Source organism: Falsiroseomonas sp. CW058, from assembly GCF_050563535.1.
In the GTDB taxonomy this organism is placed as follows: Bacteria; Pseudomonadota; Alphaproteobacteria; order Acetobacterales; family Acetobacteraceae; genus Falsiroseomonas.
In genome coordinates this window covers 92,768-109,092 of the sequence record NZ_JBNXUO010000012.1, presented here as the reverse complement: position 1 = coordinate 109,092, position 16,325 = coordinate 92,768, and the positions used below count along the sequence as shown (strand labels likewise).

The window sequence follows — 16,325 nt, the reverse complement described above, 5'->3', positions numbered from 1 at the left end:
TTCCTGAAAATGCCGGCCCCGAACGGCAGGCGGCGGAAACCCCGTCGCATCCCGTGCGGGCCAGGCGGCAGGGAGGAGCGCGCGGCACATGATGAGGAGACGTGCAGTTCTCGGCGGCATCGCCGCAGGCCTCGCCACCCCCGCGCTGGGCAATGCGAACTGGCCGCATGACCGCATCACCATCGTCACCTCCCTTCCTGCGGGAAGCACCGTCGACGTGGTCTCGCGCATCATCGGCGACCACTTCACCCAGATCTGGGGCAGGCCGGTCATCGTGGACAACCGCGGCGGCGCCAACGGCATCATCGCCTGCGAGATCGTGGCGCGGGCGCGGCCGGACGGGCTGACGCTGCTCGGCACCTCCGCGATGACGCATGCGGCGAACCCGGCGCTCTACGACCGCCTTCCCTACGACCCGATCCGCGACTTCATGGCGATCGGGCGCTTCAGCCGGGCCTCGCCCTTCGCGCTGATGGTCAACCGCGGGCTCGGCACGCCGACGCTGCGGGACTTCATCGCCCGGCTGAAGCGCGAACCGGGGCGGCACAATTTCGGCGCCGGCACCGTGCCTGCCCGCATCGCCTCCGAACTGTTCAAGCAGGAAGCCGGCGTCGAGATCGAGCATGTCGGCTACCGAGGCAACCAGCAGGCCTTCCCCGACCTGCTGGAAGGCCGCATCTCGATGATGTCGGTCGACGTGGTGGGCGCCAAGCCGCTGGTGGAACGCGGCACGGTCGATTCCCTGGTGCAGACCGACGCGCCGCGCCATCCCTCGCTTCCCGGCATCCCGACCTACGAGGAAGCGGGGCTGCCCGGCTTCCGCTTCACCACCTGGTCCGGCTTCTACGTCCCCGCCGCCACGCCGCCCGACATCGTCGCCAGGCTCGGCGAGGGCATGCAGGCCGCGCTCGACGACCCCGACACGCGGGCGAAGCTGGATGCGGCCGGCGCGCTGCGCGGACCACGCTTCACCCCGGCCGAGTTCCAGGACTTCACGGCGCGGGAGATGGAACACTGGGGCCGCATCATCCGCCAGGCCGGCATCCGCCTTCAATAAGGCCGCGGGGGAAGGAGATCCTGTGCTCACGCTGACGGAAGACAGGGCGAAGGCCTGGCTGCGCGCGCGCGGGCTGCCGGTGCCGGCGGGCCAACCCGCATCCGACCCGGAGGCGGCGGCCCGCGCGGCGGAAGCCCTGGGCGGCGCCGTCGCCGTGAAGGCGCTGATCCCGACAGGCCGGCGCGGCAAGGCCGGCGCCGTGCGGCTGGTGGACGGCCCGGACGCCGCACGCGACGCGGCGCGCGCCCTGCTCGGCACCGAGGTGCTCGGCCACCCCGTCGCGCAGGTCTATGTGGAGGCGCGGGCGGAGATCGCGGAGGAGCTGTACCTCGCCTTCACCCTCGATGGCCTGCCGCCGCGCGTGCTCGCCAGCCGCCAGGGCGGCGTGGAGATCGAGGAGGTCCACCGCCGCGCGCCGGAGGCGGTCGTCCAGGCGGAGGTGGATCCGCTGCGCGGCCTCCAGGTCTGGGAAGCGGTCGACCTGTGGGACCGCGCGGGCATCGCCGGCGCGGCGCTGCTGCCGCTCGCGCAGCTCACCGTCGCGCTGTGGGAGGCGTTCCGGGATGCGGACGCGACGATGATGGAGGTCAATCCCCTCGCGCTCGACCACGCGGGGCGGCCGGTGCTGGTGGGCGCCATGCTCGGCGTGGACGAGAGCGCGCTGCCCCGCCATCCCGAATGGGAAGGGCTCGACGACGGCAGCCTGATCAGCGCCTGGCGCGGCTTCAACGCGCGCGAGCGTGCGGTGGCGGAGGCGAACCGGCGCATCAGGGGCGGCGCGATCCGGTACACCGAGGTGGAGGGCGACATCGGCTTCGTGGTCGGCGGCGGCGGTGCGGGGCTGCTGCAGCACGACCTGATGCTGGCCCTGGGCGGCCGCCCCGCGAACCACACCGACACCAATCCCGGCCCCGGTGCGCGGGAGAAGCTGAAGACCGTGGTGCATGCCGTGCTCGACAACCCCGCGACCCGCGGCATGCTGTTCAGCTTCAACCACCAGCAGCTTGCGCGCTGCGAGGCGAAGATCGAGCCGCTGGTCGAGGCGCTGCTGGAACGCGGCGTCGACCTGGCCCGCTTCCCCGTCGTCGTCCGGCTTTGCGGACCGGGCGAGGCGGAAGCGCGGGCCATCGCCGCACGGGCCCCGGGCCTGCACTACATGCCGCCGGGAAGCTCGCTCGACCGCGCCGTCGCGCGGATCGTCGAGCTGACGCGGCAGGACGCGACGGAGCAGCGGCCTTGAGCATCCTGATCGACGAGACGACGCGGGTCCTGGTCCAGGGCCTGACCGGCGCGCAGGGCCGGCGCGACACCGAATTCTGCATGGCGTACGGCACGCGCATGGTGGCCGGCGTGACGCCGGGCAAGGGCGGCGCGGAGGTGCTCGGCGTGCCCGTCTTCAACACCGTCCGCGCCGCGCTCGCCAGCCGCCCGGCGGACGCGGCGGTGATCTACGCCCCGCCGCTCGCCACCCGTGACGCGGCACTGGAAAGCCTGGATGCCGGGCTGAAGCTGCTGGTCGTGCTGGCGGAATTCGTGCCGCGCCACGACACCGCCGTCATCGCCGCCGCGGCCCGCGCGGCGGGGGCGGTGGTGGTGGGCTGCAACACCAACGGCATCATCTCCCCCGGCCGCTCCAAGCTCGGCGGCATCGGCGGCGAACGGCCGGAGGAGGTCTTCCTGCCAGGGCGCATAGGCATCGTCTCGCGCTCGGGCGGCATGTCGGCGGAACTCGGTCTCACGCTGAAGGCGGGCGGGCACGGGGTGTCCACCTGCATCTCGATGGGCGGCGACGTCATCCCCGGCACGCCGATGGCCCGCCATGTCGAGCTGTTCATGCGCGACCCCGGCACCGATGCCGTGGTCATCTTCGGCGAGCCCGGCACGGACAACGAGCGCGGCGTGGCGGAGATGCTGCGCGCCGGGCGCTGCCCGAAGCCCGTCGTCGCGCTGCTCGCGGGGGAGTTCCAGGAACGCTACCCGCCCGGCGTCAGCTTCGGCCATGTGGCGGCGATGATCGCGAACGACGACGACCGCGTCTCCGCCAAGCGGCGGATGCTGCGGGACGCGGGCGCGCATGTGGTGCGGCGGCTCGACGAGATCGCGCCGCTGCTGGACCGCCTCCTGCCGCGAGGCGGCGGCATCGCGGCACTGGAGCGCAGCCATGGATGACGAGACCGGACCCGCGCCCGACGCCGCCGGATGGGCGCCGGAGTTGGAGGAACTGCGCCGCCGCCGCGCCGCCGCGGAGGCGATGGGCGGGGAGGAGGCGGTGGCGCGCCAGCACGCGCTCGGCAAGCTCGACGCGCGGGAACGCGTCGCCGCGCTGCTCGACCCCGGCACCTTCCGCGAGATGGGGCGCCTGACGGGCAAGGGCGCCTATGCCGAGGACGGGACCCTGAAGGGGTTCGTGCCGTCCAACGCCATCATCGGCACCGGGCGGATCGACGGGCGCAAGGTGTCCGTCTCCGCCGACGACTTCACCATACGCGGCGGGTCGTCGGAATCCACCATCTCGGAGAAGTGGATCTACGCCGAGCGCCTGGCCTTCGAGATGCGGATGCCGCTGGTCCGGCTGGTGGACACCGCGGGCGGCAGCGTGAAGCTGCTGGACCAGCAGCAGAGCACGAAGATCCCGGGCTACCCGACCTGGCCGGTGGTGCCGCTGCTCTCGGCCGTGCCGGTCGTCGGCGTCGCGCTCGGCGCCTGCGCGGGCCTCGGCGCGATGAAGGTGCTCGCGTCCCATTTCTCGGTCATGGTCCGCAACACCAGCCAGGTCTTCGCCGCCGGCCCGCCGGTCGTGAAGCAGGCCTATGGCGTGGACATCGACAAGAACGACCTCGGCGGCTACCGCGTCCATTCGCGCCGCAGCGGCATCGTCCACAACGACGCCGCCGATGAACGCGAGGCGCTGGCCCAGGTGCGCCGCTTCCTCGGCTACCTGCCGCGCCACGCCTGGGAAGCCCCGCCGCGCATCGCGGCGACCGACGATCCGGGCCGGTCCGAGGCATGGCTGCGCGATGCCATCCCGCGCGACCGCCGCAAGACCTACGACCCTCGGAAGATCCTGGACGCCGTGCTCGACCAGGGGTCCATCTTCGAGATCGGGCGCCACCACGGCGGCTCCATCATCACCTGCCTCGCCCGCCTCGCCGGCATCCCGGTGGGCGTGATGGCGAGCGACCCGCGCGTGGCCGCCGGCGCCATGACCGCCATCGCGGCGAACAAGGTGGAACGCTTCATCGAGCTCTGCGACACCTTCCACCTGCCGATCGTCAACCTGGTCGACCAGCCCGGCAACATGACGGGGCTGGAGGCGGAACTGGCCGGCACGCTGCTCGGCGCGCTGCGGGTGCTGAAGGCGACGGAGCGGAGCGGGGTGCCCTGGGTGTCCGTCATCCTCCGCCGTGCCTTCGGCCTGGCGGGCGGGCTGCACGGCCGCAAGCACGGGACCGACGGGCGGTCGATCAACCACCGCTTCGCCTGGCCATCGGCCCGCTGGGGCTCCATCCCGATCGAGGGCGGCGTCGCCGCCGCCTACCGGCGCGACATCGCCGCCGCGCCCGACCCGGCCGGGCGGCGGGCGGAGCTGGAGGAGCACTACAACCGCCTCGCCTCCCCCTTCCGCACGGCGGAGCGGTTCGGGATCGTCGACGTGATCGACCCGGCGGAGACGCGCGCCCTGCTCTGCGACTGGGCGGAGGATGCGTGGGAGGTGGTGGTGGCGGGGGTTGCCGGACGCCCGCCCCTCAGCCCCCGCTGAGCGGGGCCGCGCGGGGCGGCTCCACCTCCCCCATCGCGACGCGGCGCACCCCTGCATCCGTCCCGAGCAGGAGCGCCCCGTCATGGTCGAGGCCGACCAGCCGTCCCCGCAGCAGGCCGCCGTCGTGCCGGACGGCCATCTCCCGCCCCGCCCCGCCCGCGCGGTCGACCCAGGCGGACCGCAGCGGGTCGAAGCCGTCCCGCCAACGTTCCATCCAGCGCCCCACCGCGGCGACCACCACCGGCAGCGCCGCCGCCGGCTTCACCACCCTTCCGCGCGCGGCCAGCGATGTCACGGGATAGGGTGCCTCCGGCGGCGCCGCGGCGAGGTTCAGCCCAATGCCCATCACCAGCCAGCCCAGCATCCCGCCCGCGGCCCCGGCCTCGCAGAGGATGCCGCCGAGCTTGGCGCCGTCGAGCAGCAGGTCGTTCGGCCATTTCAGCCCCGCCCGGCCCGCCCCGGCCAGCAGGGCATCGACCGCATCGGCGGCGGCAAGCGCCCCCACGAAGCCGAGTTCCGGCGCGCGCGCCAGCGGCACCGCGGGGCGCAGCAGCAGCGAGACATGCAGGTTGCCCGGCAGGCTCTGCCAGGTGCGGCCGTGGCGGCCCCGGCCGGCATGCTGCGTCCCGGCCCAGACCACGGTGCCGTGCGGCGCGCCGGCGGCGGCCAGGGCCTTCGCCTCGTCGTTGGTGGAGCCGACCGCGCCGCGGGCATCGAGCCGGAAGCCGTCGGGCAGCCTCACAGCACGAAGGCGCTGTAGTGCTCGAGGGCGAGCCGCGCGCTGCGCAGCTGCGCGCGCTTGCACGCCTCCGCCGCGTCGGGGTCGCGCGCGGCGAGCGCGGCCAGCACGGCGCGGTGCTCGGCCAGCGCCTCGCGCGGGCGGTTGGTGACCAGGACGAGGCGCCGCATCACCGCCGCCGTCCGGTCGTAGAGCGGCGCCAGGGTCGCGGTCAGCACCGGGTTGCGCGCCTCCTCCAGGATGCGGGTGCGGAGCCGTTCGTGGCGGGCGACATAGCCGGTCGCGTCCCCCGCCTCGACCAGCGCCTCGGTCGGCGCGCCGAACAGCTCGACCAGCTTCCTCCAGCTTCCCGGCGCGGCGTTCTGCGCCGCGAGCCGGGCGGCCATCCCCTCCAGCGCCTCGCGCACCTCGAACAGGTGGCGCAGCTCGCCGAGGGTCGCGCGGCGCACCACCGCGCCGCGGTTGGGCCGGCGCTCGACCAGGCCGCGTTCGTCCAGCATGGCCAGCACTTCGCGGATCTTGGCGCGGGAGGTCGCAAATTCCGCGGCGAGGCTCATCTCCACCAGCGGCACGCCCGGCGCGATGTCGCCCTGCACGATCCGCCGGCGCAGCACCTGCAGGATATGCGCGGCGCTGGCGGCGGGATGGCCGTCCGGCTCGGCCGGGGCGCCCTCATGCGGGCTGGTGGTCGCGGGGGTCTTTCGCTCCATGCCCGGGGTACTAGGCCAGAGACCCAGCATTGTCAACAATGTGGTCGACTATACTGCATATCGTGTTGACGACGAGATCGGCCGATGCTCTCCTGCACCCGCCGGACCGCAAGAGCCCGGCAGGGAAGAAGGAAACGTCCCCCTTGGCCGAGCCATGCGCCGCATGACCGCCACGCCGGCCGCACCGCCGGCGGCGGAGCCCCGCTTCCGCCGGGTGCTCGTCGCCAACCGGGGCGCGGTCGCGATGCGCGTCATCCGCGCGCTGCGCAGCCTCGGCATCGGCGCCGTCGCCGTGCATTCGGATGCCGATGCCGGCGCCCCCTGGGCGGAAGCCGCCGATGCGGCGCGGCGGATCGGCCCCGCCCCGGCGCGGGAAAGCTACCTCGACCAGGATGGCCTGATCGCGGCCGCCATCGCCGAGGGATGCGATGCCGTCCATCCCGGCTACGGCTTCCTGTCCGAGAATGCGGGTTTCGCGCGCCGCGTGCGCGCGGCGGGCCTCGCCTTCATCGGCCCCGATCCCCGCTGGATCGAGGCGATGGGGGAGAAGACGCAGGCGCGCGCGCTGATGGCCGCGCATGGGATGCCGGTGGCGCCCGGATCGCCGCCGCTCGGCCCCGACCCGGACGAGGCCGCCGCGGCGGCCGCGGCCATCGGTTACCCCGTGCTGGTGAAGCCCGCTTCGGGCGGCGGCGGCATCGGCATGGTCGCCGCGAAGGACCGGGCGGCGCTGCTGCAGGCGGTGGAGCGTGCGCGGTCCGCCGCCGCGCGCAGCTTCGGCGAGGCTACGATCTACCTCGAGAAGCTGCTGGAGCGCCCGCGCCATGTCGAGATCCAGCTTCTCGGCGACCGCCACGGCGCGGTGCGGCACCTGTTCGAGCGCGACTGCTCCCTCCAGCGCCGCCACCAGAAGGTGATCGAGGAGGCGCCGGCCCCCGGGCTGCGCCGCGAGGTGATCGACGGCCTCGCCGGGCGCACGGCGGCGATGCTGGCCGCGCTCGGCTACGACAACATCGGCACGGTCGAGATGCTGATGGGCGCTGATGGCGGCTTCGCCTTCCTCGAGATGAACACGCGGCTCCAGGTGGAGCATGCGGTGACGGAGATGGTGCTCGGCCTCGACCTCGTCGCGGCGCAGATCCGCGCCGCCGCGGGCGTCCCGCTCTCTGCCATCCTGCCGGACGGCCTCGCGCCGCGCGGCCATGCGATGGAGGCGCGCATCTACGCCGAGGACCCGCGGACCTTCTTCCCCTCCCCCGGCACGCTGGCGCGCTTCCGCCTGCCCGCCGGCACACCCGCGCTGCGCATCGAAACCGGCTATCGCGAAGGAATGACCGTGACGCCGCATTACGACCCGCTGCTCGCCAAGGTGATCGCGCATGGCGGCGACCGCGCCGCCGCCATCGCGCTGCTGGCCGACGCGCTCTCGGCCTGCGAGGTGGAGGGGCTGAAGACCAACATCCCCTTCCTGCTGCGCGCGCTCGTCGATCCCCGCTTCGCCGCCGGCGAGGTCCATACCGGCCTTGCGGCCGAACTCCAGGGCTGAGGGGGCACGGCATGGCCATGGACGACCTCCTCGCCGACTACGCGGCCCGGCGCGAAAGGGCGCTCGGCATGGGTGGGCCGGAGAAGCTGGCCAGGCGCCGGGCGGAGGGGAACCTCAACGCGCGCGAAAGGCTGGACCGGCTGCTCGATCCCGGCAGCTTCCACGAACTCGGCCTCTTCGCGCGCGGCATCCGGCCGGAGGTCGCGGACCGCACGCCGGCGGATGGCAAGATCGCCGGCTTCGGCCGGATCGACGGGCGGCCGGTCGCGGTGGTGTCGAACGACTTCACCGTGCTCGGCGCCTCCTCCAGCGCGATCAACGGCAAGAAGATGCGCCATGTGAAGGAAACCGCGTCCCGCCAGGGGATGCCGGTGATCTTCCTGGGCGAGAGTTCCGGCGCGCGCATGCCCGACCGCATGGGCGCGGCGGGCCGCGCCATGCTGGGCCAGGACCCCTTCGAGTACCGCCGCCTGCGGGAGACGCCCTGGGTCTCCCTCCTGCTCGGCGCCTGCTACGGGTCGTCCACCTGGTACACGGTGCTGTCGGACTTCGTGGCGATGCGCAAGGGCGCGCTGATGTCGGTGGCGAGCAACCGCGTCACCTCCGCCGCCATCAACCAGCCCGTGGACCCGGAGGCGCTGGGCGGCTGGAAGCTGCATGCCGAGGTGACGGGCCTGGTGGACGTGGTGGTGGACACGGACGATCAGGCGCTCGACGCCGCGCGGCGCTTCCTGTCCTACCTGCCGTCCCACCACGGCGAGGCACCGCCGCGGGCGCCGGTGCCCGAAGGATCGGACGCGGCGGCGCGCGGCGTGGCGGAGCTGGTGCCGCAGCAGCGCACGAAGGTCTACGACATGCGCCGCGTCGTCGCCGCGATCTCCGACCTCGGCAGCGTGCTCGAACTGAAGCCGCGCTTCGGCAGGTCCGCCGTGACGGCGCTGGCGCGGCTGGGCGGCCGGCCGGTCGGCTTCATCGGCAACAACCCGATGTTCAAGGGCGGCGCGATCGATGTCGACGCCTGCCGCAAGATCACTTCCTTCCTCGTGCTCTGCGACAGCTTCCACATCCCGGTCGTCTTCCTGGTGGACCAGCCCGGCTTCCTGATCGGGCAGGAAGGCGAGAACCGCTGGGCACCGGGGCGCATCATGAACTGGCTGAATGCGCTGTCGCAGGTGACGGTGCCGAAGGTCTCGCTGGTGCTGCGGAAAAGCTACGGGCAGGCCTATCTGAACATGGGCGGCGGGCGGAATTCGGATGTCGTCGCCTGCTGGCCCACCGCCGATCTCGGCTTCATGGACCCCGCCGTCGGCGTCAGCGTGCTGCACGGCGTCCGGCGCGAGGACGACCCCGAGCGTTTCGCCGCGCTGGTCGAGGAGCTGCGCCGCGACACCGAGGCCTGGGGCCTCGCCGCGCTCTACGAGGCGCATGCCGTGATCGACCCGCGCGACACGCGGGACTTCCTGTGCCGCACGCTCGACATCCACGCGCTGCGCCCGACGGCCGGCCTGGGCGAGCGCCGCCTGGCCAACTGGCCCACCAGCTTCTGAGGAACGACCCATGGCCCGCATCGAGGTGAAGTCGGAAATCTCCGGATCGGTCTGGAAGGTCCTCCTCCGCCCCGGCGACCGGGCGGAGGAGGAGGAGCCGATCATGATCCTGGAATCCATGAAGATGGAGATCCCCGTCATGGCCCCCGAAGCCGGCACGGTGCGGGAGATCGCGGTGCGCGAAGGCGATGCGGTGTCCGAAGGCAGCCTCGTGGCGGTGATGGAAGCCTGATGCCGGAAGGCGGCACCCGGGCGGCGGCCGATCCCGCGGCCGGCCCTCGCGACGCGCTGGACGAGGCCGCGGCCAAGCGGCTGCTCGCCGCCCATGGCATCGCCGTGCCGCGTTCCGCGGTGATCAGCGCCGGGGGAGATCCCGCCGCGGCGCTGGCCGGCCTTTCGCCGCCCTTCGCGCTGAAGGTCATGGCCCCAGGCCTGCTGCACAAGAGCGACGCCGGCGGCGTGCGGCTGCGCCTGCCCGACGCCGCGGCGGTACGCGCGGCGCGGGATGCGATGCTCGCCAGCCCCGTCATCGCCGCCCATGCCCCGCAGGCCTTCCTGGTGGAGGAGATGGCGCCGCCGGGGCACGAGGTGGTGGTCGGCGGCATGGTGGATGCGCGCTTCGGCCCGGTGGTCATGCTCGGCCTCGGCGGCATCTTCGTCGAGGTCTTCGCCGACATCGCCTTCCGCATCTGCCCGATCCGCCGGCACGAGGCGCGCGACATGCTGGAGGAGCTGAAGGCCCTGCCCGTCCTGCGCGGCGCCCGAGGCGGCGTCGCGGCGGACGAGGACGCGATCTGCGACGTGTTGCTGCGCCTCGGCGGCGCGGGGGGGCTGATGGCGGACCCCGCCCTCGGCATCCGGGAGATCGACATCAACCCGCTGATCGTCTCCGCCGCCGGCGCGGTCGCCGCGGATGCGCGCATCCTGCTGGGCGCGCCGCGATGAGCGTGCTGGACGCCTTCGCGCCGCTGTTCACACCGCGCAGCGTCGCCGTGCTCGGCGCCTCGCCGGGGGGCGGCGGGCTCGGCAACGCCTTCATCCGGCGGCTGCGCGCCTTCGGCTATGACGGCGCGATCTGGCCCGTGCACCCGTCCGCGGCCGAGGTCGAGGGGCTGCCAGCCTTCCGGAGCCTCGGCGAGACGCCGGGGGTGGTGGACTACGCCATCGTCGCGATCGGCGCCGAACGCGTGCCGGACGCCATCGCCGCCGCGCGCGGCCGAGTCCGCTTCGCGCAGGTGATGTCGAGCGGCTTCGCCGAGGTGGAAGGCGGCGCGGCGCTGCAGGACCGGCTGCTCGCCGCCGCCGCCGCGGCGGGCGTGCGCATCCTCGGCCCGAACTGCCTCGGCACCCATTCGCCGCGCGGGGGCCTGACCTTCTTCGACGGCGTCGATCCCACCCCCGGCAGCATCGGCATCCTGTCGCAGAGCGGCGGCCTCTCGCTCGACATCCTGCGGCGGGGGCGGGTGCGCGGGCTCGGCCTCAGCGCGCTGGTCACGATGGGCAACTGCGCCGATCTCGGCACCGCGGACCTGCTCGACTACCTGCTGGCCGATCCCGCCACGCGGGTCATCGGCCTCTACCTCGAGGATGCGCGCGACGCACGGCGCATCTTCGACCTGCTGCGCGCCACGCGCGGCGCGAAGCCGGTGGTGCTGCTGAAGGGCGGCCAGACGCGCGAAGGGCAGCGCGCCGCGGCGTCCCACACCGGCTCCCTCGCCTCCGACCACCGGCTGTGGATGGCGATGGCGCGGCAGGCGGGCGTGGCCATGACGGACACGCTGGACGGCTTCCTCGACGCGCTGCTCGCCTTCCAGCTCCTCGCGCCGCGCGCGGACAGCCCGCTGCGGCGCGTCGCGCTGTTCGGCAATGGCGGCGGCACCAGCGTGCTGGCCACCGACGCCTTCGTCCGCCACGGCTTCGACGTGCCGCCCTTCGGGGGTGAGGCGCAGGCGGCCCTGGGGCGGCTGAAGGTGCCGCCGGGGTCGAGCCTGGCCAACCCCATCGACGTGCCGGGCAACGCGCTGCGGCTGGAGGAGGGGCGCGTCGCGGAGGGCATCCTGCGCGCCGTCTACGCCCATGCGGCGCCGGACGCCGTCGTGATGCACCTGAACATGCCGGTCCTGCTCGGCTACGCGGAGGTGGACCTGCTCGGCTCCCTCATGGCCTCCGCCCTGCGGGTGCGGGCGGAACACCGGGGGGGCGGGCATTTCGTACTGGTCCTGCGCTCCGACGGGGACGCGGCGACGGAGGAGCTGCGCCGCACCTATCGCACACGCGCGCTGGCGGCCGGCATCCCGGTCTTCGACGAACTGCCGGCCGCCGCCGCGGCGCTCGCCGCGCTGCGTGCGCATGAGGCGTTCCTGGCGCGCGAGGCCCTGGCGCGGGACGCGCCGGACTGAAACGGCGCGGGACGCGCCGGACTGACGGATGACGAAGCACACGGGGGAAGCGATGCACAGGCGGACACTCCTCGACATCGCGTGGTGCGCCTCGGCCGCCGGCGCGCTCGCCGCGCCGGCCAGGGCGCAGGCGCCGGAGGCCTGGCCGGCGCGCGCTCTCCGCCTCATCGTCCCCTATCCCGCCGGCGGGACGAACGACCAGGTCGCGCGACCCTATGCCGACTTCCTGCGCCAGCGCATCGGCCAGGCCGTCGTGGTGGAGAACCGCCCGGGCGCGCAGACCAACATCGGCAGCGAGGCCGGCGCCCGTGCCGCGCCGGATGGCTACACGCTGCTGTTCGGCCAGGCCTCGCTCGCCATCAACGCGGCCGCCGGTCCCTTCCCCGGCTTCGATGCGCTGACCGCGCTCGCCCCCGTCGGCGGCATCGGCCGCATCCCCTACGTGCTCGCGACGCGCCCGGCCTTCCCCGCCCGCGACCTGCGCGAGGCGATCCTGCTCGCCCGGCGGGAGCCCGGGCGCTACACGGTGGCGAGCGCGCAGCTGGACTTCCAGGTGGCCGCGATGAACCGCCGGTCGAACATGGAATTCGAGCATGTCGGCTATCGCGGCGGCGCGCAGGCGACGACCGATGCCATCGCCGGGCGGGTGGACACGGTCTTCGCGCTGACCCCCGTGCTGCTGCCGCACATCCAGGAAGGGCGGCTGCGCGCCCTTGGCGTCACCGGCCCGCGCCGCGCCGCGCTGCTGCCGGGCGTGCCCACCTTCCTCGAGACGGGGGAGTCGCAGGTCAGCGCCGTGAACTGGTTCGGCATCTTCGTCCCCGCCGAGACGCCGCGCCCCATCGTGGAGCGGCTGGCGGCGGAGACGCGCGCCTTCGCCGAGGACGCCGGCGTGGTGCAGCGCCTGGCCGCCATCGGCGTCGAGATCGAGCCTTCGACGCCGGAGGAACTCGGCCGCACCCTCGCGGGGGAGACGGCCGCCTACCGGCAGATCGCGCAGGAGATCGCCTGGCGGCCCGTTGGCGAACGCTGACGCGGCGGCACGGTCACATGTCGAGGAGTGGCGGAAGCCCCCGGCCCGCTTGCGCTAGGCTCGCCGCCAGACACGGTCACGGCTCTCGGGAGGAGCGGATGGACAAGGACGACAAGGCGGGTGGAGGGCAGGCCCTGCCCGGACGCCGCGCGCTTCTGCGCGGCGGGGCGCAGGCCGCGGCGGCTTCCGCGGCGCTCGCACCCGTGGCGGCGCTGGCCCAGGGGGCGGCATCCAACCTGCCGCCCAACGTGCCGGAATGGATGCGCGTCCAGGGCCGCCCCACCATGTCGCCGCCCTATGGCCTGCCGTCCCGGCACGAGGCGAATGTGGTGCGCCGGGCGCGCGAACGGTCCCCGACCGACACCGCGGCCTCCAGCCGCACGCCCATCCAGGACCTGCAGGGGATCATCACGCCGAACGGGCTGGTCTTCGAACGCCACCATGGCGGCGTGCCGGACATAGACCCCGCGCAGCACCGCCTGATGCTGCACGGCCTGGTGGAACGGCCGCTGATCTTCACCATGGATGACCTGCGGCGCTTCCCTTCGGAATCGCGGATCCACTTCCTCGAATGCTCGGGCAATTCCTCCTCCGAATGGCGGCGCTCGCCCATCCATTCGGTGCAGCTCGCGCACGGGCTGATCAGCTGCTGCGAATGGACGGGCGTGCGGCTGCGCACCCTGCTGGAGGAAGCGGGCGTGAAGCCCGGCGCGGCCTGGCTGCTGGCGGAAGGCGCGGACGCCGCGGCGATGACCCGCAGCATCCCGCTGGAGAAGGCGATGGACGACGCCATGGTCGTCTACGCCCAGAACGGAGAGGCCCTGCGCCCCGAGCAGGGCTACCCCATCCGGCTCGCCCTGCCCGGCTACGAGGGCAACATGTGGATCAAGTGGCTGCGCCGCCTCGAACTCGGCGAGCGTCCCTTCCAGACGCGGGAGGAGACGTCGAAATACACCGACCTGATGCCGGACGGCACGGCGCGGCAGTTCACCTTCGTGATGGAGGCGAAGTCCCTCATCACCCACCCCTCCTCCGACCGCCCGCTGCGGGGGGCCGGGTTCCACGAGGTCTCCGGCCTCGCCTGGTCCGGCCATGGCCGCATCGCGCGGGTGGATGTCTCGACCGATGGCGGGGAAAGCTGGCGGCCGGCGGCCCTGCAGGAGCCGGTGCTGCCGCGCTGCCTGACGCGCTTCCGCTTCGCCTTCGACTGGGACGGCCGCCCCTGCGAATTGCAGAGCCGCGCGGTGGACGAGACCGGCTACGTCCAGCCGACGCGCCGCCAGCTCATCGCGGCGCGCGGGACCGAAAGCCTCTACCACTACAACGCGATCCAGGGCTGGAAACTGTCCGCCGCCGGGGAGATCACCAATGCGAATGCATGAAGGCTGCCTGCTCGCCCTGGCCTTCGTCGCCGTCGCCGCGCTTCCCGCCGACGCGCAGCGCCGCTTCGGCTTCGGCACCCCCGCGACGGAGGCGGAGATCCGGGGCTGGGACATCGACGTGGCGCCCGACGGCAGCGGCCTGCCGGAAGGGCGCGGCAGCGTGCGCGAGGGCGCGGCGATCTTCGCCGAGCAATGCGCGTCCTGCCACGGCGAGGCTGGACAGGGCGGGCAGATGGACAGGCTGGCCGGCGGCCAGGGCTCGCTGACGGCCGCGCGGCCGATCCGCACCATCGGCAGCTTCTGGCCCCACGCCACCACCATCTACGACTACGTGAACCGCGCGATGCCCTTCAACGCGCCGCAGTCGCTCGCGCCCGACCAGGTCTATGCCGTCACCGCCTACCTGCTGAACATCAACGGCATCCTGCCCGGGGATGCAGTGCTGGACGCGCGCAGCCTGCCCGCGGTGCGAATGCCCAATGCCGGCGGCTTCACCGGCCCGGACCCCCGACCCGACATCGCCAACACCGCCTGCGAACGGAACTGCGGCGGCCGCTGATACGATCGGTCGAATGCTTCGACCGATCGCATGCTTTTCCTGTACCCTCAATCGCCGGGCGCCGGCATCCGCCGGCTGGGCTTCGCGGCACCTGCCGCGGCGGCCATTCGGCCGCTCGGCCTGCTGCGCAGGCCGGGTGGGTCAGTGCATGACGCCGGGGGGACGCGGCGCCTACGCCGGGTCCGCGCGCGGCCCCGCGCCCGGGCGGGCGCGGACGACGGTGACGCTGCACGGCGCTTCCGAGGCGACTTCCGCGCTGACGCTGCCCAGCACCTTGCGGCGCAGCGAATTGGTGCGCGCGCCCATCACGATGTGGTCGATGCCGTTCACCCGCGCATGTTCCAGGATGGCCGCGGCGGGGTTCACCGCCTCCAGCACATGGAAGGTCGCGCGGCCTTCGGGCAGGCCGAGCGGCTGCGCCCAGTGGCGCAGCTCCACCAGCCGCTGGAGGTGCTTGTTCCGCCCCTCCTCGTCGAGCGTGGTGTCGAGCGCGATGCGGTTCTGCCGCAGCACGTTGAGGCAGGCGAGCCGCGCGCCCGGCAGCGTCGCCAGGATGTGGCCGACGGTGACGCGCAGCGCCTCCTCCAGCACCCGGTCCGCGCCGAGGTCGACGGCCACCGCGACGATCGGCGCCGCGTCGATCTCCTCCGCCGGGTCGGCGCGGCGGAAGCTCGGCCGGTGGTCCGGGTGGAAGCGGCGCTGGAAGGTCCTGGCCCATCCGTCCTGGCTTTCCTTGCGCGCCCGCGCGGTGAGCGCGACGCTGTCAGGGTTGCGCAGGTCGTAGGCAAGCTGCGCGGCGGTGGGGTGGCGCCGTTCCGGCAGCACCTCCAGGCAGCGCAGGATGATCTCCTGCAGCCAGTCGGGGCAGTCCCGGCGCAGCTTCCGCGGCGGCTGCGGGTCGCGCCACAGCCGGCGCTTCAGGCCTGACAGGCGCTGCGGGTCGCCATGGGGCCGCGTGCCGGTCGTGAAGAAATACAGCATCGCGCCGAGCGCGAAGAGATCGCTGCGCGGCTCGCTGCGGATCCCCATCACCTGTTCCGGCGCCATGTAGGGCGCGGTGCCGTAGGGCAGGCGGAACTCCTCCTCCATCAGGTCGGGCAGCTGGGCGTGGCGGGACAGGCCGAAATCGATCAGCACCGCCTCCCCGCTCTCCCGCGTCAGGATGTTGGAGGGCTTCACGTCCAGGTGCACCAGATGCTGCCGGTGCAGCGCATCCAGCGCATCCGCCACGCGCGCGCCGATCTCGGCCACGCGCTCCACCGGCAGGGGCAGCTTCTCCACCAGCGGCAGCAGGCTCGCCCCCGCGATGCGCTCCATCACCAGGTAGGGCTGCACGTCGAAGCCGCCGGCCGCGACGAAGCGCGGCACATGCGGCCCCGACAGGCGCGGCAGGATCATCTGCTCCATCTCGAAGGACACGATGGCGGCCGGGTCCTCCCCCTCCGCGATGCGCGGCACCTTCATCAGCATGGGCAGGTCGTGGTCGGGATGCGTCACCTCCCACAGCGCCGCCATGCCGCCGACATGCACGGCGGCGCCGATGCGGAAGCCGTCGATCTCCTCGCCTTCGGTCAGCCTCGCTTGCGCCACCGC

15 protein-coding genes are annotated in these 16,325 nt (G+C 73.5%); 12 read left to right on the top strand and 3 right to left on the bottom strand.

Annotated features, from left to right (window positions below; all coding sequences use genetic code 11):
* Positions 1-88 precede the first annotated feature (88 nt).
* The 4 genes from ACK8OX_RS12075 to ACK8OX_RS12060 are packed head-to-tail and all read left to right on the top strand — an operon-like array spanning position 89 to position 4,817.
* On the top strand, positions 89-1,057 hold the full coding sequence (locus ACK8OX_RS12075) for a Bug family tripartite tricarboxylate transporter substrate binding protein (protein WP_430664346.1): 969 nt from the start codon (positions 89-91) through the stop codon (positions 1,055-1,057).
* A 22-nt stretch (positions 1,058-1,079) separates the two neighbouring features.
* Entirely contained in the window at positions 1,080-2,297 is a 1,218-nt protein-coding gene (locus ACK8OX_RS12070) for an ATP-grasp domain-containing protein (RefSeq protein ID WP_430664345.1), read from the top strand.
* Positions 2,294-3,226 (top strand): succinate--CoA ligase subunit alpha, encoded by a 933-nt coding sequence (locus tag ACK8OX_RS12065; protein ID WP_430664344.1) that lies wholly within the window; start codon positions 2,294-2,296, stop codon positions 3,224-3,226. The genes ACK8OX_RS12070 and ACK8OX_RS12065 overlap by 4 nt, the downstream gene beginning before the upstream one ends.
* Positions 3,219-4,817 (top strand): acyl-CoA carboxylase subunit beta, encoded by a 1,599-nt coding sequence (locus ACK8OX_RS12060; protein WP_430664343.1) that lies wholly within the window; start codon positions 3,219-3,221, stop codon positions 4,815-4,817. The genes ACK8OX_RS12065 and ACK8OX_RS12060 overlap by 8 nt, the downstream gene beginning before the upstream one ends.
* Here ACK8OX_RS12060 and ACK8OX_RS12055 read toward each other — a convergent pair.
* Positions 4,804-5,559: a biotin--[acetyl-CoA-carboxylase] ligase gene (locus ACK8OX_RS12055; RefSeq protein WP_430664342.1), complete on the bottom strand. Its 756-nt coding sequence runs from the start codon at positions 5,557-5,559 to the stop codon at positions 4,804-4,806. The two genes, ACK8OX_RS12060 and ACK8OX_RS12055, sit on opposite strands and share 14 nt — an antisense overlap.
* Complete coding sequence (locus tag ACK8OX_RS12050; RefSeq protein WP_430664341.1) at positions 5,556-6,266, bottom strand: GntR family transcriptional regulator; 711 nt, start codon at positions 6,264-6,266, stop codon at positions 5,556-5,558. Before ACK8OX_RS12050 ends, ACK8OX_RS12055 begins: the two co-directional genes overlap by 4 nt.
* A gap of 163 nt (positions 6,267-6,429) precedes the next feature.
* On the opposite strand from ACK8OX_RS12050, the gene ACK8OX_RS12045 reads away from it, so the two are divergent.
* From ACK8OX_RS12045 to ACK8OX_RS12010, 8 genes are all read left to right on the top strand, one after another.
* Positions 6,430-7,812: an acetyl-CoA carboxylase biotin carboxylase subunit gene (locus tag ACK8OX_RS12045; protein ID WP_430664340.1), complete on the top strand. Its 1,383-nt coding sequence runs from the start codon at positions 6,430-6,432 to the stop codon at positions 7,810-7,812.
* An 11-nt stretch (positions 7,813-7,823) separates the two neighbouring features.
* The gene (locus tag ACK8OX_RS12040; protein WP_430664339.1) at positions 7,824-9,359 is read left to right on the top strand and encodes an acyl-CoA carboxylase subunit beta; all 1,536 of its coding nucleotides are present in this window, start codon (positions 7,824-7,826) and stop codon (positions 9,357-9,359) included.
* Positions 9,360-9,369: 10 nt separating this feature from the next.
* Entirely contained in the window at positions 9,370-9,591 is a 222-nt protein-coding gene (locus tag ACK8OX_RS12035) for a biotin/lipoyl-binding carrier protein (RefSeq protein ID WP_430664338.1), read from the top strand.
* Entirely contained in the window at positions 9,591-10,304 is a 714-nt protein-coding gene (locus tag ACK8OX_RS12030; protein ID WP_430664337.1) for an acetate--CoA ligase family protein, read from the top strand. Before ACK8OX_RS12035 ends, ACK8OX_RS12030 begins: the two co-directional genes overlap by 1 nt.
* A complete protein-coding gene (locus ACK8OX_RS12025) occupies positions 10,301-11,758 on the top strand; it encodes a CoA-binding protein (RefSeq protein WP_430664336.1) in 1,458 nt (485 codons plus the stop codon). The genes ACK8OX_RS12030 and ACK8OX_RS12025 overlap by 4 nt, the downstream gene beginning before the upstream one ends.
* 28 nt (positions 11,759-11,786) lie before the next feature.
* Positions 11,787-12,791 (top strand): tripartite tricarboxylate transporter substrate-binding protein, encoded by a 1,005-nt coding sequence (locus ACK8OX_RS12020; protein WP_430664334.1) that lies wholly within the window; start codon positions 11,787-11,789, stop codon positions 12,789-12,791.
* A gap of 98 nt (positions 12,792-12,889) precedes the next feature.
* Positions 12,890-14,173 (top strand): sulfite dehydrogenase, encoded by a 1,284-nt coding sequence (soxC, locus tag ACK8OX_RS12015; RefSeq protein ID WP_430664332.1) that lies wholly within the window; start codon positions 12,890-12,892, stop codon positions 14,171-14,173.
* The gene (locus tag ACK8OX_RS12010; RefSeq protein WP_430664331.1) at positions 14,160-14,732 is read left to right on the top strand and encodes a c-type cytochrome; all 573 of its coding nucleotides are present in this window, start codon (positions 14,160-14,162) and stop codon (positions 14,730-14,732) included. The genes soxC and ACK8OX_RS12010 overlap by 14 nt, the downstream gene beginning before the upstream one ends.
* 171 nt (positions 14,733-14,903) lie before the next feature.
* Here the strand turns inward: ACK8OX_RS12010 and ACK8OX_RS12005 are convergent, their stop codons facing one another.
* The gene (locus ACK8OX_RS12005) at positions 14,904-16,322 is read right to left on the bottom strand and encodes a serine/threonine protein kinase (RefSeq protein WP_430664330.1); all 1,419 of its coding nucleotides are present in this window, start codon (positions 16,320-16,322) and stop codon (positions 14,904-14,906) included.
* Positions 16,323-16,325: the final 3 nt, after the last annotated feature.

What these genes read in the sequence shown, in the direction of transcription:
- ACK8OX_RS12035 (WP_430664338.1), top strand. Translation starts at nt 9,370, where the DNA reads ATGGCCCGCATCGAGGTGAAGTCGGAAATCTCCGGATCGGTCTGGAAG.
- ACK8OX_RS12010 (WP_430664331.1), top strand. Translation starts at nt 14,160, where the DNA reads ATGCGAATGCATGAAGGCTGCCTGCTCGCCCTGGCCTTCGTCGCCGTC.
- ACK8OX_RS12020 (WP_430664334.1), top strand. Translation starts at nt 11,787, where the DNA reads ATGACGAAGCACACGGGGGAAGCGATGCACAGGCGGACACTCCTCGAC.
- ACK8OX_RS12030 (WP_430664337.1), top strand. Translation starts at nt 9,591, where the DNA reads ATGCCGGAAGGCGGCACCCGGGCGGCGGCCGATCCCGCGGCCGGCCCT.
- ACK8OX_RS12075 (WP_430664346.1), top strand. Translation starts at nt 89, where the DNA reads ATGATGAGGAGACGTGCAGTTCTCGGCGGCATCGCCGCAGGCCTCGCC.
- soxC (WP_430664332.1), top strand. Translation starts at nt 12,890, where the DNA reads ATGGACAAGGACGACAAGGCGGGTGGAGGGCAGGCCCTGCCCGGACGC.
- ACK8OX_RS12025 (WP_430664336.1), top strand. Translation starts at nt 10,301, where the DNA reads ATGAGCGTGCTGGACGCCTTCGCGCCGCTGTTCACACCGCGCAGCGTC.
- ACK8OX_RS12060 (WP_430664343.1), top strand. Translation starts at nt 3,219, where the DNA reads ATGGATGACGAGACCGGACCCGCGCCCGACGCCGCCGGATGGGCGCCG.
- ACK8OX_RS12050 (WP_430664341.1), bottom strand. Translation starts at nt 6,266, where the DNA reads ATGGAGCGAAAGACCCCCGCGACCACCAGCCCGCATGAGGGCGCCCCG.
- ACK8OX_RS12045 (WP_430664340.1), top strand. Translation starts at nt 6,430, where the DNA reads ATGACCGCCACGCCGGCCGCACCGCCGGCGGCGGAGCCCCGCTTCCGC.
- ACK8OX_RS12040 (WP_430664339.1), top strand. Translation starts at nt 7,824, where the DNA reads ATGGCCATGGACGACCTCCTCGCCGACTACGCGGCCCGGCGCGAAAGG.